Source organism: Streptomyces sp. NPDC001843, assembly GCF_042891955.1.
Classification (GTDB): domain Bacteria; phylum Actinomycetota; class Actinomycetes; order Streptomycetales; family Streptomycetaceae; genus Streptomyces.
In genome coordinates, this window is record NZ_JBIATQ010000012.1 from 198,550 (window position 1) to 222,572 (window position 24,023).

Consider the following 24,023-nt stretch of genomic DNA (forward strand, 5'->3'; position numbering starts at 1 on the left):
GTCCGCTGCGTTCGAGGGGTACCCGAACCGGAGGACCTTCTCCGTTCTCCATGGTCCTCCCAGCGTTCTCCATGGTCCTCCCAGCAGGCCGATCGGGAAACACGCACACCACTCTCACTGCCATCACGTTCCGCGATATACGGTGGATGGTGTGTACGACCCCGTGCAGCTGCGCACTTTCCTCGCCGTGGCCCAGACGCTCAGCTTCACCCGGGCCGCCCGGCGGCTCGGAGTGCGGCAGTCCACCGTCAGCCAGCACGTGCGCCGCCTCGAGGACGCCGTAGGGCGTCAGCTGTTCCTGCGGGACACGCATTCCGTGGAACTGACCGAGGACGGCGAGGCCATGCTCGGCTTCGCCCGCCGCATCCTCACGGTGCACGAGCAGGCGGCGGCCTTCTTCACCGGCACCCGGGTGCGCGGCCGGCTGCGGTTCGGCGCTTCGGAGGACTTCGTCCTCACCCGGCTGCCGGAGATCCTCGAGAACTTCCGGTACGACCACCCCGAGGTGGACCTCGAGCTGACGGTGGAGCTGTCGGGCACCCTGCACGAGCAGTTGGCCGCCGGCAAACTGGACCTCGTGCTGGCCAAGCGCCGCCCGCAGGACCCGCGCGGCGAGCTGGTGTGGCACGACAGCCTGGTATGGATCGGCGCCGAACGGCTCCGCCTGGATCCCGACCGGCCGGTGCCGCTGATCGTGTACCCCCCGCCGGGGATCACCCGCGCGCTCGCACTCGAAGCGCTGCAGCGACATGGCCGGCCGTGGCGGATCGTGTGCACCAGCGGCAGTCTCAACGGACTCGTCGCCGCGGCCCGGGCCGGTCTCGGCGTGATGGCACATTCCCGGGGTCTGATCCCGCCCGGGCTGTCCCGGGTGCCCGACCGGGCGGGACTCCCAGAGCTCGGGAAAGTCGACTTCGTCCTGGTGCACGGACGCGCCCGGGCAGCGGCACGGGACGCGGCGCGCGCTCTGGCCGGGGCGATCCTGGCGAGTGGCGACCGTCTGCATCGCGGGGGCCGGGGCGCCTGACGGCGGTCCCGGCGGCAGAAAGAGGGGCGGGCCCGGCGGCAAAAGAGGAGCGTCGTAGTCGGGACGTACAGATTCGGTGGAGATTACGGCAGCGAAACTTACGGAACCGTAAGGGTTCTGTCCGACGCTTCCCCATGTGCGGGCATTTTCCGGTCGTCGGTCTGCACAAACGTGAACTTTGATCGGTTTCCACCCCCCTCCCGCCCGGTGTGCGGGTGGGGTAGCTTTCACGGCGCTGGGCGAGCGTCACGAGGAGCGGGGAGCGGGTTTGCGCGAGTTCACCAACCCTCCGTTGGCGTCGGCGCCACCGGTGGGAGGTCTGGCCGACGTCGTCTTCGAGCATGCCCTCGAGGACCCGCTGCACGTCGCCCTCGGCCGCAAGGACGAGCTCGGGCGGTGGCGGGACGTGACCGCCGCCGAGTTCCGCGACGAGGTCCTCGCCCTCGCCAAAGGGTTGCTGGCCCGAGGCGTCCGTTTCGGTGACCGGGTCGCGATCGTCTCCCGCACCCGCTACGAGTGGACTCTCTTCGACTTCGCGCTGTGGACGATCGGTGCGCAGGTCGTGCCCGTCTACCCCACGTCCTCGGCCGAACAGATCTTCTGGATGCTCTACGACGCGGAGGTCTCAGCGGCGATCGTGGAACACGAGGACCACGCGATGACCATCGCCACCGTCATCGACCGGCTGCCGCACCTGCGCCAGCTGTGGCAACTGGACGCGGGTGCCCTGCAGGAGCTGTACGACGCGGGCGCCCACATCGACGACGAGACGGTGCACCGGCACCGGCAGGCGGTCACCCCCGACTCGGTCGCCACCATCATCTACACCTCCGGCACCACCGGCCGCCCCAAGGGCTGCGTCATCTCGCACGGCAACTTCATGTTCGAGGCGGACACCGTCATCCAGCGCTGGGAGCCGGTGTTCCACTCCAGGAGGGGCGACGAGGCGGCGACACTGCTGTTCCTGCCGCTCGCGCACGTCTTCGGGCGGATGGTCGAGGTGGCCGCGATCCGCGGCAAGGTCCGTTTCGGCCACCAGCCGCAGCTCAACGCCGCCGCCCTGCTGCCCGACCTGCAGGCGTTCAAGCCGACGTTCATCCTGGCGGTGCCGTACATCTTCGAGAAGGTCTTCAACGCCGCCCGCCGCAAGGCGGAGAAGGAGGGCAAGGCCGGACCGTTCGAGAAGGCCATCGACCTCGCGGTGAGATACGCGGACGCACTGGAGGCGAAGGCCTGGGGTGTCGGGCCCGGCCCTTCCGCTGGTATGCGTGTGCAGCACCAGCTGTACGACAAGCTCGTGTACGCGAAAGTCCGTGCCGCGATGGGTGGTCGCATACGAAACGCGATGTCCGGTGGTTCGGCGATGGACCGCAGGCTCGGACTGTTCTTCGCCGGCGCCGGCGTCCAGATCTACGAGGGGTACGGCCTGACGGAGTCGACCGCGGCCGCCACCGCCAACCCGCCCGAGCGCACCCGCTACGGCACGGTCGGTCAGGCCATCCCGGGCGTCACCGTGCACATAGCCGACGACGGCGAGGTATGGCTGCACGGCGCCAACGTCTTCCAGGGCTATCTCAACAACCAGAAGGCCACGGACGAGACCCTGCACGACGGCTGGCTGGCCACCGGTGACCTGGGCAGCCTCGACGAGGACGGCTACCTCACCATCACCGGCCGCAAGAAGGAGATCCTGGTGACCTCCGGCGGCAAGAGCGTGTCCCCCGGTGTGCTGGAGGAGCGGGTCCGCGACCATCCGCTGGTCAACCAGTGCATCGTGGTCGGCAACGACCGCCCGTACATCGCGGCTCTCGTCACCCTCGACCAGGAGGCGGTCGAGCACTGGCTGCAGATGCGCGGCAAGCCGAAGATGTCGCCCGCCGAGCTGGTGCGCGACCCCGACCTGGAGACGGAGGTGCGACGGGCGGTAGTCGCCGCCAACACCCTCGTCTCCCAGGCCGAGTCGATCCGTACGTTCCGTATCCTCGCCCAGCCCTTCACCGAGGAGCACGGGCTGCTCACGCCTTCGCTGAAGCTGAAGCGGAAGGCGATCGAGAGCGCGTACGCGGGCGAGGTCGAGGCGCTGTACCGGGCCTGACGGCCGGTCACCCGATGGCGGTCAGCCGATCGTCACGCGGAACAGCTTGTCGGAGCCGTCCGCCTCCCCTCCGTTGTTGTCGCAGTTGGTGGTCGACAGCCACAACTGGTCCGTCCCCGGCACCTTGGTGACCGTACGCAGACGACCGTAGGTGCCGACGTAGTAGGCGGTCGGCGTGCCGACGCTCTCGTTGTCGCCGTTGATCGGGATGCGCCACAGCCGTTCGCCGCGCAAGGACGCCATGTAGATCACGTTGCGGACGATGGCGATGCCGCTCGGGGAGGCTTCCGAGACGTTCCAGGTCGCCTTGGGGTTGGTCATGCCGGAGACACTGCAACTGCCCTCGCAGGTCGGCCAGCCGTAGTTGGCGCCCGGCTTGATCAGGTTCAGTTCGTCCTTGGAGCTGTTGCCGAACTCCGCCTCCCACAGCCGTCCGCTCCGGTCGAAGGCGAGGCCCTGCGGATTGCGGTGGCCGTAGGAGTAGACGTAGTTGCCGAACGGGTTGCCGGGAGCCGGTTTGCCGTCCGCCGTCATCCGAAGGATCTTGCCGCCCAGTGAGTCCTTGTCCTGCGCCAGGTCGGGTGTCTGGGCCTCGCCGGTGGAGACGTAGAGGTATCCGTCGGGACCGAAGGCGAGGCGCCCGCCGTTGTGGTAGCGGTTCTTCTTGATGCCCTGCAGCAGGACCTTGTAGTCGCTGAGCTTCGTGCCGTCGTAGGTCATGCGGACGACGCGGTTGCCCTCGGACGCGGTGTGCATGAAGTAGACGTAGTGGTTGCTCTCCCACTTGGGGTCGACGGCCACGCCGAGGAGACCGCCCTCACCGTTCGTCGTCACCGCGTTCGGAACCGAGCCGACCTGTGTCTTCGTGCCGTCCTTGGCGACCTTCCAGACCCGGAAGTCGTCCCGTTCGGTCACCAGCGCTGTCTTGCCGTCGGGCATCCAGTAGGTGCCCCACGGGATGGTCCAGCCGGTGGAGAGGGTGGAGATCGAGGACGGGACGCCGCCGTCCGTGGCGCAGGCCTTGGTGGTGAAGGTGACCGTGTTGCTCGCCGCGGAGACGTTGCCGGCCGCGTCCCGGGCGACCACGTTCAGGCTGTACGGGCTGTCGCAGGCGAGCCCGGTCAGCGTGGTCGACGTACCGCTGGTGACCGACTTGTAGACGGTGGTGTCGCTGCGCACGTCGTAGGCCACGACCGCCTTGTCGTCGGTCGAGGCGCCCCAGCTCAGGTCGGCGCTGTTCGCCGTGACGCCGGACGCCGACAGGGTGCCCGGCTTGGTCGGCGGGGTGGTGTCCGAGCTCGGCTTGGTGGTGCAGTCGACGACCGGGCTCGCCGAGGAGGTGTTCCCGGCCGCGTCGCGCGCGATGACGGTGAGGTTGTAGGTGGTGCCGGGCGTGAGGCCGGTCAGCGTCTTGGACGTGGAGGTCCCCGGAGCCTCACTGATCTTGTTGCCGTGCTCGTAGATGTCGTAGGCCGTCACGCCCAGGTTGTCCGTCGAGGCGCCCCAGGACAGGGTGAGGCCGTTCTCGCCGACGTCCGAGCAGCCGGGCTGGCCGGGACGGGTGGGCGCTTGGGTGTCGGCGGCCGCGTCCACGCCGACGCGGTCCAGGTTCGGGCCGCCGTTGTCGGTGGTCGCGGTCGCGCGGATCTTGTTGGTGCCCGCGGTCAGCGGGACGTCGACGGTCTTGGTGGCCCAGGTGTTCCAGTCGGCGGTGGCCGGGAAGGAGACGCCGGAGCGGACGACCGTGCCGCCCACGGAGATGTCCATCGGCCGGTCGGCGGAGGTGCCGTTGGCGTACCGGAACGTCACCGCCGAGGTGCCGGCGGAGGCCGCGCTCACGGTGAACTCCACGTAGGAGCCCGTGATGTTGGTGTAGTCGACGAAGCCGGTGCCCGTGTAGCCGGTGTGGTTGGTGGCCACGGTGCCCTGGGAGATCAGGGCGTCCTCGGCCTGGTAGTCGGTCGCCGCCTGCGCGGTGCCCGCGGCGAGGCCGGCCAGGGGCAGCGCGAGGGCCAGGGAAAGGCCCCACGGCAGAATTCTCTTCAGTCGCATGGTGGTTCCCCTCAGCCCGTGTACTGGGCGAAGACCTTGAGGTAGTCGTACGGCTGCTGCGACACGCCGCTGCAGGCGTCCCCGTCGCCGCCCGAGCCGCAGGCGCGGTCCCGGTTGACGGACCAGTAGGTGAGGCGCCCGATGTGGTGCTGCTGGGCGTAGGTGAGCATCGTCTTGAAGTCGGCGGTGCGGACGCGCTCCCCGGAGTCGTCGGTCTTGCCGTTCATCGACGACAGCCCGATGTGGGCGTAGGCGGTGGCGTCGCTGTAGCCGTACGCCGACTTGACCTTCGCCTTGAGGCCTTCCATCGCCTGGGTGGTCAGGGTGCCCATGTTGCTGGTGCCGCCGCCGAAGTCGAACGGCATGATGCACCAGACGTCGTTCGCCAGGCCCGAGTTCGCGGCCCGCTTGATCATGTCGGCCCCGGTGGAGTCGGGTCCGCTGGTCGTCGTGCCGAAGGTGATGATGGTCTTCAGGCCGGGGTTGTCGGCCTTCACCGTCTTCAGCGCGTCGACCACCCGCTGCCGCACGGTGGCGTTCGACCACTCGGTGTTCTCGATGTCGATGTCGAGTGCCTTCAGCTTGTAGGCGTTGATCACCTTCTGGTAGGCGCCCGCCAGCGCGGAGGCGCTGGAACACTTCTCCCCGAGTTTGTTCCCGCTCCAGCCGCCGACGGAGACGACCACGTCCCCGCCGGCCGATCTGATGGCGTTGATCGTGGACTGGTCGCTGCCGCCGGTCAGCGCGCGCGTGCCGTCCCACTTGGGGTTGCAGGTGCCGTCGGAGAGGACGAAGGCGAGCGTGAACCACTCGACGCCGGTCGCGGACATCACGGACGTGGGGCTCGGCGGATTGCCCCAGCCGAGGTACTCGTAGGGGGCGACCGCCATGCCCGGCGAGGCGGCCACGGCCTTGAGGGAGCTCACCGGCTTCACCCGGATCAGCCGTGTCTCACCCGGTCGCAGTGTCGCGCTGTAGGAGTCCTCGACGACGCCCTTGTGGGAGCCGGACCAGAGGTCCGTGACGTCGCCGGACCCGCTGAAGCCGACCTGCGACCAGTTCACACTGACCGTGCTGTTGCCGGACGTACCGGTGTTGAAGAGCGCGACGACGTAGTTCCCGTCCTTCTCCTTCTTGCTCCAGACCTGCTGGACGCCGCTGTTCACGATCCGCTTGGCAGCGACCCCGTCCTGGTCGACACCGATCAGCCGGTCGTTGGTCAGCATGGCCTTGTCGACCGAGTCGAGGTGGGTGAGGTCGGTGCCGAGCAGCAGCGGGGCCGCCGCCATCGCCCACAGCGTGAAGTGCGAGCGGCGCTGGTCGGCCGTGAGGCCCACCTGGTCGCCGTTGCCGATCTCCAGCGAGTCCAGGTCGTTCCAGCCGCCCGGTCCGGCGTACGGCTGCCAGGACGCGGCGGAGTCGAAACGCTTGGAGACGTGCGACCAGTCGGTCAGCGGGTAGCCACTGCCGTTGTCGCCGGGCCCGCAGTAGCACTCGACGTCACCCTGGGTGCGCCAGCTGTTGGCCAGTTGCTTCCAGGTGGCGGCGTTGGCGATGGGAAGGTTGTTGGACAGCGCGAAGTTGATGGGCCGTCCCGTGGCCCGCAGCGCCTTGTCCCAGGCCTGGACGTCGGGGATGTCCGCGCTGCCCACGCCGTCGATCTTCAGGTAGTCGACTCCCCAGGAAGCGAACTGCTTCGCCCAGGAGTTCGTGAACTCCTGGGCGCCCGGCTTGGAGTAGTCGATGTAGTACATGTTCTTGCAGTTGTAGTTCTTCTCGGTCCTGGACGTGTCCGCGATGTCCTGCGCGTGATACGGCGTGCCCTCGATGGGCGTGTTCTTGGTCACGGCGTTCTTGGCGATGCCGGGCGTCACGTAGAAGCCGAACTTCAGCCCCTTGGAGTGGACGTAGTCCGCCACCGCTTTGATGCCGTCCGGGAACTTGGAGGTGTCGGCGGTCCAGCGGCCGTAGTCGTCCACCACGAAGCCGTTCGAGTCGCACTTCTGCCAGAAGTCGTCGAGGTTGACGTAGACGAAGCCGTGGTCCTTCAGGCCGCTGGAGACCAGCGCGTCGGCCTGGGCCTTGATCTTCGCCGCCGTCGGAGTGCGGCGTACGAAGCTCCAGCTGCTCCAGCCCATCGCGGGGCGGGCCGACTGGCCGTTGTCGGACGCGGCCGCCGGGTGGGCGGTGGTGAGCAGCGGTATCGCCGGGGCGATCAACAGGGTGGCGGCCGCGGCCACCAGTGCTCTGATGCGGGTCATGACTGTCCCCCGTTCGCGGGTGTGGCGTATGCGGTGCCGATCCATGCCTCGTCGATCCGCAGCCGCTTGTAGCGGGTGGTGTCGGTCGACGCGGCCCAGGTGCTGTCGACCTCCAGGCGTACGTAGCGGGCGTCCGCGGCGGTCAGGTCGATGCCCTGGACGCCTCGGCGGCTTTGGAGCTGTCCCGTCTTCACCGCGCTGCCCCAGGTCGTGCCGTCGTTGCTGAGGAACACCTTGTAGCCCTTGATCCGGGCGGACTGCTCGGTGTCCGAGCGGGCGTAGGCGACGGAGTCCTCCCGCTGGTTGAGCCCGATGTACTGCACCTTCTTCGCCGAGCCCAGGTCGAAGGTGAGGGTGACCGGCAGGGTCTTGTTGCTGTCCCAGTAGGTGAGGTAGTCACCGTCCCCGGCCGCCGAGCCGGCGTGTCCGCTCGCGGACGCGCTCGCGGTGACCTTGACGCCCGAGAGGATGCCCTGGCGGCCGGCCGCGGTGACCTTGAAGACCGTGTCGTACGGGTCCCAGTCGCCGAGCCCGGTCAGGGTGAGCACGCCGCCGGACTGCGACCAGGAGACCGCCTTGCCCGTACGGAGGTTGGTGACGGACGCGATGCGGTAGCCGTTGTCGCGGATCCGCAGGGTGCTGGTGCTGGGCGGGGTGAGGACGTGGATGTACTGCCGGTTCGGGTCGTCCTTGGCGATGGTCGTCACACCGTGCGCGCCGTCGTTCCAGAAGCCGGGTTTGAGGCCGCCGTACATGTAGCCTCCGCCCTCGGTGCCGTGCAGGGACTCCCAGATGGGGGCGAGGTAGGTGTTGGCGTAGTTGTTGAACGCTTCCTGATTGGCCGGGAACCTGCCGCTCACCTGAGCGGTCTCGGCCATCAGGGCCTTCACCGAGGAACCGGCGTTGGTGATCAGCCGGCCGAGAGTGAGCATACGGTCGACGGTGGGGTTGGATCCGTCGTACCACCAGGCGCCCGAGGAGGGCAGTTTGAAGTCGGCCTCGGTCAGTCGGGGTTGTGCGGTGTATACGGCCTGCGGGTAATCGTATGCAGGCGACATACCCGTCTTCTGCTCATTGCTGATCATGTCCATGATCGGCGTGTCTTCGTTGTTGTTGCTGAGTGTGTAGTTCGGGCGCTTGTCGTAGATCTGCTGGTAGAGGTTGTGGCTCTCCCAGTAGGAGTTGTCGTTGTCGATCCAGAACCCGCCGAGGTCGGGATAGCGGTCCATGACCTCGAAGAAGTTGTCGTAACTGAACTGGCCGAAGCCGTCGTTCGTGGTCAGGTCGACGTTCTTGCCCTTGTAGGCGGAGTACGCGGCCGAGTCGAGCCACTCGTGGCCGCCCTCGTCGTGCCACTGCGGGTCGTTGGTCATGTAGAGGATGACCTTCATGCCCTTGGCCTTGGCGGCGGTGATCAGCTCACCGAGGAAGTCCCGCTTGGTGGAGCAGGAGCCGGGGATCTTCGACGGCCAGGGGCGGGCGTAGCCGAGACGGCTGTGGAAGGTGGCGAGAACGAGGTACTGCGTGTGCAGTTTCTGCGCCTCGTTCACCCAGTAGTCCGGGCTCCAACCGCCGTTCGTGACGTCGTTCTCCCAGGCCGTGCAGTTGGTGTGGGCCGGTGCGGTGCGCAGGCCCCAGTGCAGGAACAAGCCACCCACGGAGGCGCGGAGAAAGTCCTGGCGGGAGTTCTCCAGGTCGAGCGGCTTCGCCGCCGTACCGCAGTCCTGGCTTCCCGAGACCCGCAGGGCGCCGCCGGACGTGTTGTGACTGTCCGTCAGGCAGCCACCGGTGACGTCCTGGAAGCCCACGTCGAAGGGCGAGTCGCCGCCCTTCTGCGCGGTGAACCGGGTGAGCCGGATGCCGCTGGCCGCGTTGGCGATGAACGCGGGCCGGCCGTCGTTCGAGGCGAACTTCACCGAGCTGTCGGTGAACCGGACATTGTCGGCGTTGTGCAGGTACCAGCCGTAGGCGGGCCGGGTGCCGATGCTCTTCGGGTTGTAGTCGGTCGAGTCGTTGTTCGGCACGCCGGTGGACATGGTGCCGTTGCCGCCGGGGACCGTGATGTTGACGTCGGTGAAGGTCACACCGTTGATACGGTGCCCGGACTCGCCCCACAGGGTCGGACTGAAGGAGGGGCTGTTGCCGGTGGCGGTGATGTCGTCGTACGTGACGTCGCTGATCGATCCGACGCCGGGGCTGTTGCCGCAGCGCTTGCGGGTGCCGATCTTCTGCATGATCGGCGAGTGGACGTTCGTCATCGTGATGTCGCGGTAGTGGACGTCGGAGATCTTCGAGCCGTCCATCGAGACCATGCCGAGGCCGGACTTGTCGGCGCCGTCGATACGGATGTTCTCGAACTGGTAGTCCGAGAAGTCGCCGCAGGTCTCCGAACCGAACATCAGGGCGTTGCAGCACTTGGCTCCGAGGGTCGAACCACTGACCCGCACATGCCCGTTGGGCAGCTTGGCGCCGAGCGCGTAGTCGCTCTTGAACACCAGCGCGTCGTCGTTCGCGTGGATCGTGGCGTCGGTGATCGTGGCGTTGGTGGTGGAGATGACGTTCCAGCCGTCGCGGTCGCTCGCCGTGTCGATGGTCAGATGGTCGGAGGTCACGTTGGTGCAGCCGTTGATGAGGGCCGCGAAGTGGCCGCCCCGGCGCAGCGTGAGTCCGTCACCGATCCTGAGCCCGTTGCATCGGGTGAGCGAGATGATCTTGTCGGCCTCGCCGGATTTGGGGTTGCCGGTGATGAGGTTGCCGAGGCCGTCGATGACGCCTTCGCCGACGAAGCCGATGTTGTTCAGCCGGTCGCCGTAGATCATCGCGTCGTGGAAGTGGCTGTGCCCGTAGTCCTGGTAGTCGTCGTACGGGTTCGACTCGGCCTTGTCGTAGGTGTCGGCGCTGGAGCCCTGGATCGTGGCGCCCTTGTCGACCTGGAGCGTCACGTTGCTCTTCATGTGGACGGTGTTCTTGGACTTGTAGTTGCCGGCCGGGAAGCGGACCGTGCCACCGCCCGCCGAGTTCGCGGCCGTGATGGCCTTGTCGATGGCCGGGGAGTCGTTGGTGGAGCCGTCACCCTTGGCGCCGTAGTCACGCACGTCGAAGACGGCGACCGGGTGAGGACCGCGCTGCTGGGCCGCGAGGGCCGATGGGTGGGCGAGCCCGAGGACAACGGCGAGGACGAAGAACACGATCGCCGCCGCCCCGTGCCGGTGAGCAGTGATGGGTCGCATGGGACGGTCCTCAGACGAGTTGGTAGCCGCGGAGGTTGGTCAGCAGGAGGTAGGTGTTCTGCAGGGACCCGGAGGTGTCGCCGAGGGAGCGGTAAATGCCCCACTTGGGGCGCACGCGGTCGGCGAGGAAGGTGTCGACACCGGTCTTCGACTTGTCGATGACCGTGGTGGAGCCGGACTTGAGGATCCAGCGGACCGAGCCGGCCGAGCCGTTGCCCACCTTGATCTGGAAGTCGACGTCGGTCCATTTGTCGTGCAGCGGTTCCAGGTCCGTGCGGCCGACCAGGATGTCGTCGATCGCCAGCCTCAGCTCGATGGTCTGCACACCGTTCACCCGGCGCAGCGACTGGACGACGATCGGCGAGGATCCGCTGCCGGGCTGCTTCATCTGCATGATGTGGGTGAAGGTCGTCGTGGCCTTGAGCGAGGCGGGGATGTACATGGAGTACGTGACTCGCCAGGTCTGGCCCTCGGTCCACTTGAGGTAGCTGCTGCTGCCGGTGCGCAGGCCGGTGACTTCCTGTCGCTGCCGGTCGGTCGACGTGTCGCGGTCGACCGTATGCATGTTGAAGCGCCAGTTGTCGCCGGTGGCGAAGATGTGCGGGTGACCGGCGGGGTGCGAGTCCGCACGGTCGTCCTCGATGGTCTCGAAGGCGCCGAGTCCGTCCTTGCTCGCCGAAGGTGCCCATTTCTGCTGCCACGAGGCCGCGTGCGCGGTGCCCGCGGCGGGCAGTCCCACGGCCGCGCCCGCCGCGCCGCCGAGAGCGGCACCCAGCAACGCCCTTCTAGATGTGCTCATGACACTAATCACCTCGCAGTTGTTCGTTCATGATCAAGAAGGCCCCGAGGCCGTGGAAGTCGTTGGTGGCCCGGTCGCGCGCCACGTAGTACGCGTAGTCGCCGACGTTCGTGCCGATGGAGATGTCGGCGAGATCGGTCCGGCCGTCGGCTCCGACCGAGAGTTTCGCCAGTACTCCCTCGTAGCCGCGCCGGGCCACGGCCGCGTAGTGCGGATCGATGTATCCCCGCTGAGCACCGCGCGAGAGGGCGTAGGTGAACATGCTGGAACAGGACGTCTCGGTCCAGTTGTCGCCGCGGCCGCCCTTGTCGATCACCTGGAACCAGCGTCCGGTCCCCGGGTCCTGGTACTTCTCCAGCCCGGCGGCCAACCGCTGGAAGACGCCCAGGAGTTGCGCACGGCGCGGATGGCCGGCAGGGATCGCGTCCAGCACGTTGACGATCGCCATCGAGTACCAGCCGACCGCACGGCACCAGTGCTCGGGAGCGAGCCCCGACTGCGCGTCCGCCCAACTCGCGCTCTTCGACTCGTCGTAGGCGTGCCTGAGCAGTCCGTTCGGCACCTGCAGATGGCTTCCGTATACGGACAACTGCTTGGCGGCCTCGTCGTTCGCATACGCGCTGTCCTGGAATTCCTTGCCGTACTCGACAAGGAACGGGTTCACCATGTAGACGCCGTCCGCCCAGAGCTGGTGAGCCCGTGAGTCGGTGTCGGCATGCCAGAAGCCGCCGTCGCTCGTACGCGGATAGGTGTTCAGCCGGTCGCGGATCTTCTGGGCGGCCTTGCGGTAGCGGTCCTGGCCCGTCTCGTGATGGAGGATCACCAGCAGACGGCCGGCCTGCATGCTGTCCAGGCTGTTGAACGACTGGCTGATCGAGCCGTCGCTCTTCACGAACCGGTCGACGTACTCCTTGATGTAGGCGAGGTAGCGGGCGTCGTGCGTGCGTCGGTAGGTGAGGTACTGGCCGTAGAGGTACAGCCCGACCGGGTACGACCAACCACCGATCGTGCTCGGGGTGTAGCGGGCCATGGTCGAGTCGACGACGGCCGTGGACCAGTCACGGACGATGGACGGGCGGCTCGCGACCGCCGCGGGGTTCCGCGCGGCCGCGGAGCTCGGTGCGGCCGCCGGAAGTGCGGCCAGGGTGACGGTGGCGGCCGCGGCGACTGTGATCGCCGTCCTGAGGCGTCGGCGTCTCATGGGGGGCCGGGTGCTGCGGTCATCGACTTCCAGGGAGGTCTCCACAATGTGGTGACCAGGGCTTTGCCAGACCTTTTCATCCGATGTCTGTAGAATCGGCGCTTCCGTCTGGGGGGTCTTCGGCAGGGGCTCGTTCATGGCTGCGTACCTGCTTTCCCGTGGGCGGGGCGTCTTCCGAGCGCAGGTGAGCCCAATAAGGGGGCGGTAGTTCACATAGACGCACCGGGTTCATCGACGCGTTCGGTAGCGCGAACCAGATTCCCGGGAGGACTGGTTCTGGTCAATGGTCCGGACCCATGAGGTCGGATGCATTTCCGGCCATTCTCCGGCCGCCGTGGCTGACTCGTCGGTCAGTGCCGGCCGATTCGGCGGTCAGGAATACATCGCGGCCCGTGATCGTTGACCATGGGAAGTACCACCTGTCGACAACCGAAGGATCAAGAGCTCGTGAGCAGCAAGGTCCCCCCGATCATCCTCAACAACGGCGTCGAGATGCCCCAGCTGGGCTTCGGCGTCTGGCAGGTGCCGGACGACGAGGCCGAGACGGCAGTCGGCACGGCGCTCGAGGCCGGGTACCGCAGCATCGACACAGCGGCGATCTACGGCAACGAAGAGGGCACCGGCAAGGCGATCGCCGCCTCCGGCCTGCCCCGCGAGGACATCTTCGTCACCACCAAGCTCTGGAACAGCGACCAGGGGTACGACGCCACTCTCCGCGCCTTCGACACCTCGTTGGCCAAGCTGGGGCTGGAGTACGTCGACCTGTACCTGATCCACTGGCCGCGCCCGGCCCGCGGCCAGTACGTGGACACCTACAAGGCGTTCGAGAAGTTGCTGACCGACGGCCGTGTCCGCGCCATCGGTGTCTCCAACTTCCTGCCGGAGCACCTCGACCACCTGCTCGCCCAGACGTCGGTCGTCCCGGCCGTGAACCAGATCGAGCTGCACCCGCACCTGCAGCAGCGGGCGGCCCGTGAGTACCACGCCGAGCAGGGCATCGCCACCGAGGCCTGGTCGCCACTGGGGCAGGGCAAGGGCCTGCTGGAGGTTCCGGCGATCGTGGCCATCGCCCGCAAGCACAACCGCACCCCGGCCCAGGTCGTGCTGCGCTGGCATCTCCAGCTCGGCAACGTGGTGATCCCCAAGTCCGTGACGCCGTCGCGGATCAAGGAGAACATCGAGGTGTTCGACTTCAGCCTGGACACCGAGGACCTGGCGGCGATCAGCGCGCTGAACGAGGACCTGCGCCTGGGCCCCGACCCGGCCACCGCGGACTTCGGCTGACGTCCACCCCCCTTGTCACGACAGCCCGCCCCACCAACCGGCGGGGCGGGCGTGTGTCGGGGCCTCGCGGCGAAGTGTCAGCCGAACCGGGCGTCCGCGTGGACGACCTCGAACTCCTCCAGTCCGGTCACGGTCACGTGCGACTTGGCCGCTCCCTCGTGCCGCGCCGCGGCCTGGCCCGCGCGGGAGGCGGCAAGTGACTCACGGTCGGTGAACAGGACCCCCGTCATGCCCCGTCCGCGCTCACGGTCGATGAACAGAGCCGCCCTGGCCAGCCCCGCCATGGTCTCCAGCCGGGGCACGACCGACGTCCGGAACGTGTCGGCGAGCAGGTCCGCGTCGGCGGGGTCGAACTCCAGCCTGGTGATGCGCAGTCCGCCGCCCACTCGCGGCTGTCGCACCTCGTGGAAGCCCGCCACCTCGTAGTTGTCGACGGCGAGCGTCCCGGCGAACGGCCCGAGCAGGGCGCCGCGCCGCTCACGCATCACTTCGTCGCTGTTCCGGCGGGCCTCCTCGGACTCCCACCAGCTCACCGCCAGCAGCTTGCCCAGCTCGCGGTCCACGAAGACGCCAGCCCCACGGTATCCCGGCCGTTCTTGCAGCAGGTCCCGGCCCTGCGTGTTCAGAGCCCTGATCGCCGTGTCGGTCCTCGCGGGATCGCCGGTCGCGTAGATGCTGCGCACGAACATGGCCCGTCGCCTCCAGGAGTCGTACACGCGTCCGGGATTGCGGACAATGCCAGTCTTGTCCCGGTGGCACGGGGCCGCAATCAGAGGGTCGCGTCCGACTTCACACCCACAGGGGTTGACGGGGGCATGCAGCCGGGTCCACTTTGTACGGCACCCGAGTAAGGAAACTTTCCTAACAGAAGGGTCCCCCACAGTGCGCCTTCGAACACTGACCCTCGCCGCGGCCTCCGGCGTCGCCCTGCTGGCCGCCGGAGTGCTTCCCGCGAACGCCACCGGCACCACCACCGCCCCGACGTCCGCCCAGGAGGGCTCGGTCAGCGCGGCCGACCTGCTCGCCAAGGTGAAGTCCTGTTCGCAGATCTCCAACGGCAAGTACAAGACCGACGACGAGACGTCGGCGACGATCCCCGTGTGCGGCAAGAACGGCGCGGTGTTCTGGAAGGCCGACATGGACGTCGACTGCGACGGCCAGCGCACGACCAACTGCAACGAGGACCGCGACCCCTGGTACCAGGACGACACCGCGTTCCACCAGTCCGACGGCAAGCCGCTCAAGGCCGAGACACTGCCGTACGTCGTCGTGCCCAGCTCCAGCAGCATCTGGAACTACTCCGGTGCCGGCATCAAGGGCGGCGGCGTGGTAGCCGTCGTCTACAACAACAAGGTCGAGTACGCGGTCGTCGGCGACACCGGCCCCACGAAGATCATCGGTGAGGCCTCGTACGCCACCGCCAAGGCCCTCGGCATCGACCCCGATCCCGAGACCGGCGGCACCGACTCCGGCGTGACGTACATCCTGTTCAAGAACTCCAAGGTCTCCCCCATCGAGAGCCACAGCGCGGCGGTGACTCTGGGGGACCAGTTGGCCAAGCAGTTCCTCGCCAACAACTGAGCCGGGGAGGGGAGGTGGTCCCGGTGCCGCGGCCTGCTCGCGGCACCGGGACCCGGCACGACATCAGTTGGGCTGCCCCATCGGCCGTACGACCACGGTGTTGACGTCGACACCGGCGGGCTGCCGGATCGCCCAGACCACCGAGTCGGCGATCTGGTCGGCGGTGAGGAGATGACCCGGCGGAAGGCTGCCGTTGCCGTCCCAGAAAGGCGTCTCCACCCGGCCCGGGGCGATCAGGGTGACGCCGACCCCGAACTCGGTGACCTGTCGGCGGGTGTTCTCGGCGAGGCCGGTCACCGCCCACTTGGTCGCCCCGTAGAGGTTGCCGGGTCCGTGCACGAATCCGGCGACGCTGCCGACGAGGACGATCCGTCCGCGGGTCTCCTTCAGGGCGTCGATGGAGGCACGGATGAGCAGGGCGGGGCCGAGGACGTTGGTGAGCACCATCTCGGTCCAGCCCGCGGGGTCGCCCTCGGCCACGGAGTCGTGGGTGGCGAGGCCGGCGTTGGCGACGACTGTATCCAGTCGTCCGTATGCCTTGACTGTGCGGTCGACCGCCGACTGTATGTCTTCGTACACTGCCGCGTTGCCGGTGAAGGTCAGCAGGCCCTCGGGGTTGCCGAGGGCCTCGGCGAACTCCCGCAGCCTGCGCTCGCCGCGCCCGGTGACGACGACCCGGTGTCCGGCGTCCAGCAGCTGCCGGGCGACGGCGGCGCCGATGCCGCTGCCGCCGCCGGTGATGAGCGCGACCGGAGAGTCGGTCATGGTTACCCCCTGTGTTTTGTGGACACCGGGGAGTCCATCATTTGGAGCGCTCTCGAAGTCAAGCCCGCGCGGTCAGGCGTCGCCTAGACGGGCCGCACGGCCGTGTGCACGGTGTACGCCCCCAGCACGAAGACATCCGCGCGCCGGTGCACGCTCGCCGGGTCCGCCGGGTCGAGGAGCCGGTCCAGCGTGACGCGGTCGTCGGCGTCCAAACCGTCGGTCGCCGCGTCGCGGATCCGGGTGAGGTACGCGGCGACGTAGGCGCGGGCCCGGTCGGACACCGGCGCCGGCAGGTCGAGCAGGAAGCTGCGGGTGCGGGTGTGCTTCAGGCCCGCCGCGGTCAGCAGGGCCGGCCAGTCCTCGGTCTCGGTGACGGAGCCGGGCAGGTCGGCCCGCATACGCGTGAACCACTCCGCCTCCACGACGTCGAGGCGTGCCTGCAGTCCCGGCCGGCCGATGCCGATGTCCCGCGGCAGGAAACGGGAGGGCAGTCCGCCCTCGAGCAGGGCCAGGGTGCCGCCGGGGGCCAGCCGGTCCGCGAACGCGGCGAGGGCGGCGCGCTGGTCGCCGAGGTGATGCAGGCTCCGACTCGCCCACAACAGGTCGGCCGGGTACTCCAACTGATCGAGCACACCGGGAAGTTCACCGGTCAGGGTGGCGAAACGGTCGGCGACGCCCTGCCGGGCGGCCCGGGCGCGAGCCCGTTCCAGGAGCGGCTCGCTGGCGTCCGCGGCCAGGACCCGCGCGCCCGGGAACGTCTCGGCGAACAGACACGACACGACTCCGGGCCCGCTGCCCGCGTCGACGATCAGGCCCGGCTCCGTCACTTCCTTGGCCAGCCAGGCCATGGCCCGCTCATGGACGGGAGTGAACAGCTCCGCCTGGGTCTCCAGCTGCACGGCCATCTCGGCCCAGTCGATGTCGGTCGTCTCGTGGCCGTGCTGGTGGCCGTGCTGGTGGCTGTGCTGGTGGTGGGCCATGGTGGTCAGCCTCTCTCTTCCGGATGCGGCAAGAGTGCGCCGACGCACCGCCGCCGGGCCAGTGATGTTGCCGCGGCGGCAAAAACGGAGTGCGGCGCGAGCGGCGGATCACCGAGGCGGTGGAATACGCGATCCGCCGGGGCCTGCCCCCGAACGGGACCGGCCCCGGCGGATCACCGCTCACGCAGGGATCACTACAGCGGCGGGTAGGCGTTCTGCATCAGCTGCTGGAATTCGGCGGAGAACCAGTGCCCGGACAGCGGGGCGTTCGGCAGAGCGCCCGACATGTTGTTGTTGTTGCGGGGGTTGCCCGTGTACGTCGGGTCGCACATGCGGTCGAAGCCCTTGCCCTCGTCGTTGGCGATGGCGCTGCTGGCGCCGTCGGACTCACCCGGGGGCTTCATCCACACGTAGGCGTCGATCCCGGGGGCCGGGTTGGCCTGCGGACGCTCGCCGAGTCCGGCGCCGGACTGGTTGCACCAGTTGCCGACGTGGATGCGCCGGTCGTATCGGCCGCCGTTGACGTAGGCGTCCACGCTGGTCTGCGGGCCCGGACCGGCCGGGCGGGCGGTTCCGCCCCAACCGTTGCGGGAGGTGTCGATGAGCATGCCGATGTTGGAGTTGAAGCCGACGGACACCGCCTGGTTGCGGAAGGCCTGGGCGTAGGACAACTCGTCGACGTAGCGGTTCCAGTCGACCCACTTGGACTGGCGTACGGAGGTGCCGTTCACCGTGTCGTTGATGGTGAAGTTGTTCTCCTTCAGGGCGCTGTAGTTGGCCGTGTTGGTGATGAAGCCCTGTACATCGTCGACAGTCGCCCCGTTGCTGGTCGCCACCTGCTTGAACAGGGTCGCTGTCGGGCCGAAGTTGTCGTCCCAGCCGAGCCAGCCGTGGTGGCCGGCGTCGAGGTAGTTGTAGACGTTGGGGATGGCGCCGAGCTTGGCCAGGGCGTAGCTGACGCCCTTCTGGTAGTTGCCGTTGGCGAGCATGGTGTCGCAGGCGGGGGTGGCGGTGGCCTTGCTGCCGGTGTTGGTGATGAGGTTGGGCAACGAGTCGAGCTCGATGGTGTTGACGATCCTGAGCGAGGCGTACTTGGGATCGGCGAGGATCGCGGCGATCGGGTCGATGAACTGCGTCTTGTACTTGTCGATGTCGGTCGGGCCGAGTTCGCCGTTGGAAGCGAGGGCGGAGCAGTCACGGCCGGGCAGGTCGTAGATGACGAGCTGGATGACCTCTTCGTTGCTGCCCTTCTGGGCGAGGGCGGCGTCCAGGTGGGCACGCAGGCCCATGTGACCGTTCGCGCCCGCGATCGCGGCGATGCGGTCCAGCCAGACGCCGGTGGGCTGGTTTGAGACGCGGCTGCCGCCCGGTTCGGCGGCTGCGTTGGCCGACCACTCCGGGTTCACGTACACCTTGGCACCGGCGTACGGGTTGTCGACACGGCTGCCGGTTCCGCCGCCCCCGTTGTTGCCACCGCCCCCGTTGTCGCCCCCGCCGCCGCCGTCGTCGACGTTGCAGGTCACTCCGTTGAGGGTGAAGGCGGTCGGGACGGCGTTCGTGCCGCTGTAGGAGCCGTTGAAGCCGAAGCTGACCGAACCGCCGGTCGCCAGGCTGCCGTTGTACGTCTCGTTGTCGGCGGTGACCGCGGTGCCGCTCTGGGTGATCTTGGCGTTCCAGCCGCTGGTGACCTTCTGGTTGCCGGCGTAGGACCACTTGACGGCCCAGCTGGACTTGGCGGCACCGTTGTTGGTGACCGTCACGGCGGCGGTGAAGCCGGTGTCCCACTGGTTCTGCACCTTGTAGTCGACGGTGCAGGGGATGGCGGAGATACCGGCGTCCGTGGACGGGACGGACGCGTACGCCGTCCCGGAGGTGCCGGCGAGGAACGCCAGGGCGGCGAACATCGCTGTTCTGGTACGACTCATGAGTGCGGGTTTCCTTCTGACGTCACGGGAGTTGCGGAGGTCGTGCCTGCGTTGGCGGACTTACGGACTCACGGGAGTGCGGACTTACGGACTTGCGGACTTGCGGACTTACGGGTTGACGGCGCGCAGGTGGTCGCGCAGGCCGGCGCCGTAGGCGGTGGGCGTGCCGTCGTAGCTGGAGATCAGGGACGGCCCGGAGGAGCAGTCCCAGGTGTTCCAGGTCCAGCCCAGATAGGACAGATTGCGGTCGTCGAACCACTTCATGACCTGGTCGACGAACCCGTGCGAGCAGGTGTTCTCACCGATCTCGCCTGCCACCAGCGGCACCTGCTGCGCCACGGGGGCGAGGGTGGAGTTCCAGCAGCTCGCACTGGCGCAGGTGTTGAAGTTGTAGACGTGGTAGGCGGCGGCGAGATTGCCGGTGGGGTCGGTGGGCTTGTACGTCAGCCACTGGCTGAGATCGTTGGAGTAGGCGAGCCCGCCGGCGAGGATCACGTTCTTGGCGCCGGTCGACCGTATGGAATCCACGAGGTCCTGCATACCGGCGACCTCGTACGAGATGCCGGAGCAGGTGCCGCCGTCCCGCCAGCACTGCCACGCCTGGGTGGTGGTGGATGTCGCCCGGTCCGGATAGGGCTCGTTGAACAGGTCGAACGCCACCGCCGGATCGTCCTTGAAGGTGCCGGCCACGGAGGACCAGAACGACGGGGTGTACTGCATGTCGGGCATCGGCTTCTGGCAGGTGGCGTGCACGTCGGAGCAGCCGGCCGAGTTGCCCGTGTACTGACCGTAGGTCCAGTGCAGTTCCACGATCGGAGTGATTCCGTGCGCCTCGACGCGGGCCACCAGGTCCTTGACGGCGTTGACGTAGTTGGTGCCCGCGTACTCCGGCTTGACGTTCGAAAGGCCCAGCCAGCACTCCTCGTTCAGCGGGATGCGGACCGTGTTGGCCTTCCAGTCGGCGATCGCCTTGATCGCCGCGTCGTCGACGGGACCGTCCCAGATGCCTCGACCCTGGACGCACATGAACTCACCACCGGAGCGGTTCACGCCGAGCAGCCGGCGCGCCTTGCCGTCGGCGTCGACGAGCTTGTTGCCCGAGACGTGCAGGGCCGGCGCCTTGCCGGCCGCCGGGGGCGGGTCCGTCGGTGGTGGTGTCGGCTCCGTGTCGACGTTGCAGGTCGTCCCGTTGAGCTTGAAGGCCGTCGGTACGGCGTTGCTCCCCGACCGGGAGGCGAGGAACCCGGCGCTGACGCTGGCTCCGGTGCCGAGCGAACCGTTCCAGCTCTCGCCGGTGGCGGTCACGGTGGTGCCGGACTGGGACCACTTGGCGTTCCAGCCCTGGGTGACCTTCTGGCCGTTCGCGAAGTCGAAGGTGAGATTCCAACTGCTCAAGCCGGCCTTGTTGTTGGTGATCGTCACAGCGCCCTGGAAGCCGTTGTCCCACTGGCCGGTGACGGAATACTCCACCGTGCAGGCGGGTGTGGCTCCCTGTGCCGTGACCACCGGCACGAGCACGCTCCCGGCGAGCGCGACCGCACCGGCCATACTTAAAAGTACTGAACGCGAGGGGTGTCGCATGAGCGACTCCTTGCAGCTCGGGCGCATCATGACGGACGCGTCGACTGACCGGAACCGCTCCCACTGGTGCGAAGGAAGGTAGCGCCAAGCGTCGGCAAAGGACAGGGGGGTCGCTTCACTTTTCTTCGACCGGTGCATCGAATCTTTTCGACTCTTCAAGCGTCTTGACCGCCCTCACCCCCCTCCCCACTATGGGAGCGCTCCCACTGGTTCAAGCCTTGACTTCCGAGCCGCAAGGAGGAACCAGCACATGCATCCCGGACGCAGGCGCAGAACCGCGCGACGGTTGTGGACGGCCGTTGTCGCGGCGCTCGCCCTTCCTGTGTCGATGCTCGCCACGGGGACGGCTCCCGCGCACGCGGCGGCACTTCAGTGCAGCGTCGACTACAAGACCAATGACTGGGGCTCCGGCTTCACCGCCGACCTGACCATCACCAACCGCGGCACGGACACCATCAACGGCTGGACCCTGGCGTACGCCTACTCGGGCAACCAGAAGCTCAGCAACGGCTGGAACGGCACCTGGTCACAGTCGGGTCAGTCGATCAGCGTGAAGGACGCCGGGTACAACGCGAAGATCGCCGCGGGCGCCGCGGTCTCCACCGGCGCCCAGTTCAGCTACAGCGGCACCAACACCGCTCCCACCTCTTTCGCGGTGAACGGCACCACCTGCGCCGGCGCCCACCAGCCGCCGGTCACCGTGCTGACCAGCCCCAAGCCCGGCGCGGTCTACACGCAGGGTGACGCGGTGCCGCTGGCGGCGACCGCGGCGGCGGCCGACAACGCGACGATCAGCAAGGTCGAGTTCTACGACGACACGACCCTGCTCGGCACCGACACCAGCGCGCCGTACTCCCTCTCGGCCGATAGTTTGACCGTGGGCAGTCATTCGCTGATCGCCAAGGCGTACGACAGTCTGGGCGCCTCCGCCGAGTCCACGCCGGTCGGCATCACGGTCGCCTCCGGTCCCGCCGTGGTGGCCTCGCCCACGCAACTGGGCGTCCAGCAGGGCAAGACGGGTACCTTCTCGGTGAAGCTGTCGACCCAGCCGAGCGCCGACGTGACGGTGAGCGTGGCCCGCACGGCCGGCAACACCGGCCTCAGCGTGTCCGGCGGATCGTCGCTGACGTTCACGCCGTCCAACTGGAACACCGCGCAGACGGTGACCGTCACCGCCGACTCCTCGGGCACCGGGGCGGCCACCTTCACCGCCTCGGCGACCGGCCACGCCAAGGCGACGGTGACCGTGACCGAACTGGCGGGGTCGAAGGCGTACGACGCCCGCTTCCTGGATCTGTACGGGAAGATCACCAACCCGGCGAACGGTTACTTCTCCCCCGAGGGCATCCCTTACCACTCGGTCGAGACGCTGATCGTCGAAGCCCCGGACCAGGGGCACGAGACCACGTCGGAGGCCTACAGCTACCTTCTGTGGCTGCAGGCGATGTACGGCAAGGTCACCGGTGACTGGTCGAAGTTCAACGGCGCCTGGGATCTGATGGAGAAGTACATGATCCCCACCCACGCCGACCAGCCGACCAGCTCCTTCTACAACGCCTCGAAGCCGGCGACGTACGCGCCCGAGCTCGACACGCCGAACGAGTATCCGGCGAAGCTGGACACGTCGGTGCCGGTCGGGTCGGATCCGATCGCCGGTGAGCTGAAGACCGCATACGGTACGGACGACGTCTACGGTATGCACTGGCTGCAGGACGTCGACAACGTCTACGGCTACGGCAACGAGCCCGGCAAGTGCGAGGCCGGTCCCACGGCGACCGGACCGTCGTACATCAACACCTTCCAGCGCGGTCCGCAGGAGTCGGTCTGGGAGACGGTCCCGCAGCCGACCTGCGACGCCTTCAAGTACGGCGGCAAGAACGGGTACCTGGACCTGTTCACCGGCGACTCGTCCTACGCCAAGCAGTGGAAGTTCACGGACGCCCCGGACGCCGACGCGCGTGCGGTCCAGGCCGCGTACTGGGCGGACGTCTGGGCGAAGGCGCAGGGCAAGGGCAGCGATGTGTCGGCCACCGTCGGCAAGGCGGCGAAGATGGGCGACTACCTGCGGTATGCGATGTACGACAAGTACTTCAAGAAGATCGGCAACTGTGTGGGGGCCTCCTCCTGCCCGGCCGGCACCGGGAAGGACGCCTCGGACTACCTGTTGTCCTGGTACTACGCGTGGGGCGGCGCGACCGACACCAGCGCGGGCTGGGCCTGGCGCATCGGCTCCAGCCATGTGCACGGCGGCTACCAGAACCCCCTCGCGGCGTACGCGCTCAGCTCCTTCGCCGACCTGAAGCCGAAGTCGGCGACGGGCGCGGCGGACTGGAGCAAGTCGCTGCAGCGGCAGCTTGAGTTCTACCAGTGGCTGCAGTCGTCCGAGGGCGCCATCGCGGGCGGTGCGACCAACAGCTGGCAGGGCCGGTACGCGACCCCGCCGTCGGGCACGTCGACCTTCTACGGCATGTACTACGACTGGGAGCCCGTCTACCACGACCCGCCGTCCAACCAGTGGTTCGGCTTCCAGGCGTGGTCGATGGAGCGGGTCGCCGAGTACTACCAGCAGACGGGGAACACCACCGCGAAGGCGATCCTCGACAAGTGGGTCAAGTGGGCGCTGTCCAAGACCACGATCAACCCGGACGGCACCTACCAGATTCCCTCCACCCTCCAGTGGTCGGGTCAGCCCGACACCTGGAACGCCTCCTCCCCCGGCTCCAACAGCGGCCTGCACGTCACCGTCGCCGACTACACCAACGACGTCGGCGTGGCGGCCGCGTACGCCAAGACCCTGACGTACTACGCCGCCAAGTCCGGTGACGCGACGGCGAAGTCGACGGCGAAGGCGCTGCTGGACGGCATGTGGAACAACTACCAGGACAGCCTGGGCATCGCCGTCCCGGAGACACGGACCGACTACAGCCGCTTCGGTGACAGCGTGTACGTGCCGAGCGGCTTCAGCGGCAAGATGCCGAACGGCGACGCGATCAGCTCGTCCTCGACCTTCCTCTCGCTGCGGTCCTTCTACAAGAACGACCCGGCCTGGTCGAAGATCGAGGCCTACCTCAAGGGCGGTGCCGCGCCCGTCTTCACGTACCACCGCTTCTGGGCCCAGGCGGACATCGCCATGGCCATGGGTTCGTACGCGGAGCTCCTCGAATAAGTCCCCGCTACCGCTCCGTGTACGCCGGACCGGGCGGCCCCCACCCGCACGGGGGGCCGCCCGGTTCTCATACCCT

Annotated in this window: 15 protein-coding genes; 5 read left to right on the forward strand and 10 right to left on the reverse strand. The window is 67.9% G+C overall.

The genetic code is table 11. The features are described 5' to 3' along the window. The first annotated feature begins 151 nt into the window (after positions 1 to 151). On the forward strand, positions 152 to 1,027 hold the full coding sequence (locus ACFYZQ_RS28565) for a LysR substrate-binding domain-containing protein (protein WP_389153567.1): 876 nt from the start codon (positions 152 to 154) through the stop codon (positions 1,025 to 1,027). Between the two features lie 268 nt (positions 1,028 to 1,295). Further along, positions 1,296 to 3,122, forward strand: coding sequence for an AMP-dependent synthetase/ligase (locus tag ACFYZQ_RS28570; protein ID WP_389153570.1), 1,827 nt, complete (start codon positions 1,296 to 1,298; stop codon positions 3,120 to 3,122). 21 nt (positions 3,123 to 3,143) lie between these two features. Here the strand turns inward: ACFYZQ_RS28570 and ACFYZQ_RS28575 are convergent, their stop codons facing one another. From ACFYZQ_RS28575 to ACFYZQ_RS28595, 5 genes are read right to left on the reverse strand one after another with little or no spacing between them, the layout of a single operon-like run. Beyond that, positions 3,144 to 5,174, reverse strand: coding sequence for a PQQ-dependent sugar dehydrogenase (locus ACFYZQ_RS28575; RefSeq protein ID WP_389153573.1), 2,031 nt, complete (start codon positions 5,172 to 5,174; stop codon positions 3,144 to 3,146). A gap of 11 nt (positions 5,175 to 5,185) precedes the next feature. Further along, a complete protein-coding gene (locus tag ACFYZQ_RS28580; RefSeq protein ID WP_389153576.1) occupies positions 5,186 to 7,435 on the reverse strand; it encodes an alpha-galactosidase in 2,250 nt (749 codons plus the stop codon). Continuing rightward, entirely contained in the window at positions 7,432 to 10,665 is a 3,234-nt protein-coding gene (locus tag ACFYZQ_RS28585) for a glycosyl hydrolase family 28 protein (RefSeq protein ID WP_389153579.1), read from the reverse strand. Before ACFYZQ_RS28585 ends, ACFYZQ_RS28580 begins: the two co-directional genes overlap by 4 nt. 10 nt (positions 10,666 to 10,675) lie before the next feature. Beyond that, the gene (locus ACFYZQ_RS28590) at positions 10,676 to 11,464 is read right to left on the reverse strand and encodes a Tat pathway signal sequence domain protein (RefSeq protein ID WP_389153582.1); all 789 of its coding nucleotides are present in this window, start codon (positions 11,462 to 11,464) and stop codon (positions 10,676 to 10,678) included. Positions 11,465 to 11,468: 4 nt separating this feature from the next. After that, positions 11,469 to 12,665, reverse strand: a complete 1,197-nt coding sequence (locus ACFYZQ_RS28595) for a glycoside hydrolase family 105 protein (RefSeq protein ID WP_389153891.1) — start codon at positions 12,663 to 12,665, stop codon at positions 11,469 to 11,471. Positions 12,666 to 13,112: 447 nt separating this feature from the next. Here ACFYZQ_RS28595 and ACFYZQ_RS28600 point away from each other — a divergent pair, with 447 nt between their 5' ends. After that, positions 13,113 to 13,949, forward strand: a complete 837-nt coding sequence (locus ACFYZQ_RS28600; RefSeq protein WP_389153585.1) for an aldo/keto reductase — start codon at positions 13,113 to 13,115, stop codon at positions 13,947 to 13,949. A gap of 77 nt (positions 13,950 to 14,026) precedes the next feature. Here ACFYZQ_RS28600 and ACFYZQ_RS28605 read toward each other — a convergent pair whose 3' ends face one another. Continuing rightward, the gene (locus ACFYZQ_RS28605; protein ID WP_389153588.1) at positions 14,027 to 14,638 is read right to left on the reverse strand and encodes a hypothetical protein; all 612 of its coding nucleotides are present in this window, start codon (positions 14,636 to 14,638) and stop codon (positions 14,027 to 14,029) included. Positions 14,639 to 14,831: 193 nt separating this feature from the next. Between ACFYZQ_RS28605 and ACFYZQ_RS28610 the strand changes: the two genes are divergently transcribed. Beyond that, the gene (locus ACFYZQ_RS28610; protein WP_389153591.1) at positions 14,832 to 15,530 is read left to right on the forward strand and encodes a glycoside hydrolase family 75 protein; all 699 of its coding nucleotides are present in this window, start codon (positions 14,832 to 14,834) and stop codon (positions 15,528 to 15,530) included. 63 nt (positions 15,531 to 15,593) lie between these two features. Here the strand turns inward: ACFYZQ_RS28610 and ACFYZQ_RS28615 are convergent, their stop codons facing one another. The 4 genes from ACFYZQ_RS28615 to ACFYZQ_RS28630 form a co-directional block, all read right to left on the reverse strand. Next, the gene (locus tag ACFYZQ_RS28615) at positions 15,594 to 16,295 is read right to left on the reverse strand and encodes an SDR family oxidoreductase (RefSeq protein ID WP_389153594.1); all 702 of its coding nucleotides are present in this window, start codon (positions 16,293 to 16,295) and stop codon (positions 15,594 to 15,596) included. Positions 16,296 to 16,378: 83 nt separating this feature from the next. Beyond that, positions 16,379 to 17,275 (reverse strand): class I SAM-dependent methyltransferase, encoded by an 897-nt coding sequence (locus ACFYZQ_RS28620; RefSeq protein ID WP_389153597.1) that lies wholly within the window; start codon positions 17,273 to 17,275, stop codon positions 16,379 to 16,381. Positions 17,276 to 17,469: 194 nt separating this feature from the next. After that, positions 17,470 to 19,200 carry a glycoside hydrolase family 6 protein gene (locus tag ACFYZQ_RS28625; RefSeq protein ID WP_389153599.1) on the reverse strand — a complete coding sequence of 577 codons (1,731 nt, stop codon included), beginning with the start codon at positions 19,198 to 19,200 and terminating at the stop codon, positions 17,470 to 17,472. Between the two features lie 108 nt (positions 19,201 to 19,308). Beyond that, complete coding sequence (locus ACFYZQ_RS28630; protein ID WP_389153601.1) at positions 19,309 to 20,748, reverse strand: cellulase family glycosylhydrolase; 1,440 nt, start codon at positions 20,746 to 20,748, stop codon at positions 19,309 to 19,311. A gap of 283 nt (positions 20,749 to 21,031) precedes the next feature. Between ACFYZQ_RS28630 and ACFYZQ_RS28635 the strand changes: the two genes are divergently transcribed. After that, positions 21,032 to 23,947 (forward strand): glycoside hydrolase family 48 protein, encoded by a 2,916-nt coding sequence (locus ACFYZQ_RS28635; RefSeq protein WP_389153603.1) that lies wholly within the window; start codon positions 21,032 to 21,034, stop codon positions 23,945 to 23,947. The last annotated feature ends 76 nt before the right edge of the window (positions 23,948 to 24,023 follow it).

Excerpts from the sequence above, each read along its gene's own strand:
- ACFYZQ_RS28575 (WP_389153573.1), bottom strand. The coding sequence starts at position 5,174 with ATGCGACTGAAGAGAATTCTGCCGTGGGGCCTTTCCCTGGCCCTCGCG.
- ACFYZQ_RS28580 (WP_389153576.1), bottom strand. The coding sequence starts at position 7,435 with ATGACCCGCATCAGAGCACTGGTGGCCGCGGCCGCCACCCTGTTGATC.
- ACFYZQ_RS28585 (WP_389153579.1), bottom strand. The coding sequence starts at position 10,665 with ATGCGACCCATCACTGCTCACCGGCACGGGGCGGCGGCGATCGTGTTC.
- ACFYZQ_RS28590 (WP_389153582.1), bottom strand. The coding sequence starts at position 11,464 with ATGAGCACATCTAGAAGGGCGTTGCTGGGTGCCGCTCTCGGCGGCGCG.
- ACFYZQ_RS28595 (WP_389153891.1), bottom strand. The coding sequence starts at position 12,665 with ATGAGACGCCGACGCCTCAGGACGGCGATCACAGTCGCCGCGGCCGCC.
- ACFYZQ_RS28605 (WP_389153588.1), bottom strand. The coding sequence starts at position 14,638 with ATGTTCGTGCGCAGCATCTACGCGACCGGCGATCCCGCGAGGACCGAC.
- ACFYZQ_RS28615 (WP_389153594.1), bottom strand. The coding sequence starts at position 16,295 with ATGACCGACTCTCCGGTCGCGCTCATCACCGGCGGCGGCAGCGGCATC.
- ACFYZQ_RS28620 (WP_389153597.1), bottom strand. The coding sequence starts at position 17,275 with ATGGCCCACCACCAGCACAGCCACCAGCACGGCCACCAGCACGGCCAC.
- ACFYZQ_RS28625 (WP_389153599.1), bottom strand. The coding sequence starts at position 19,200 with ATGAGTCGTACCAGAACAGCGATGTTCGCCGCCCTGGCGTTCCTCGCC.
- ACFYZQ_RS28630 (WP_389153601.1), bottom strand. The coding sequence starts at position 20,748 with ATGGCCGGTGCGGTCGCGCTCGCCGGGAGCGTGCTCGTGCCGGTGGTC.
- ACFYZQ_RS28635 (WP_389153603.1), top strand. The coding sequence starts at position 21,032 with ATGCATCCCGGACGCAGGCGCAGAACCGCGCGACGGTTGTGGACGGCC.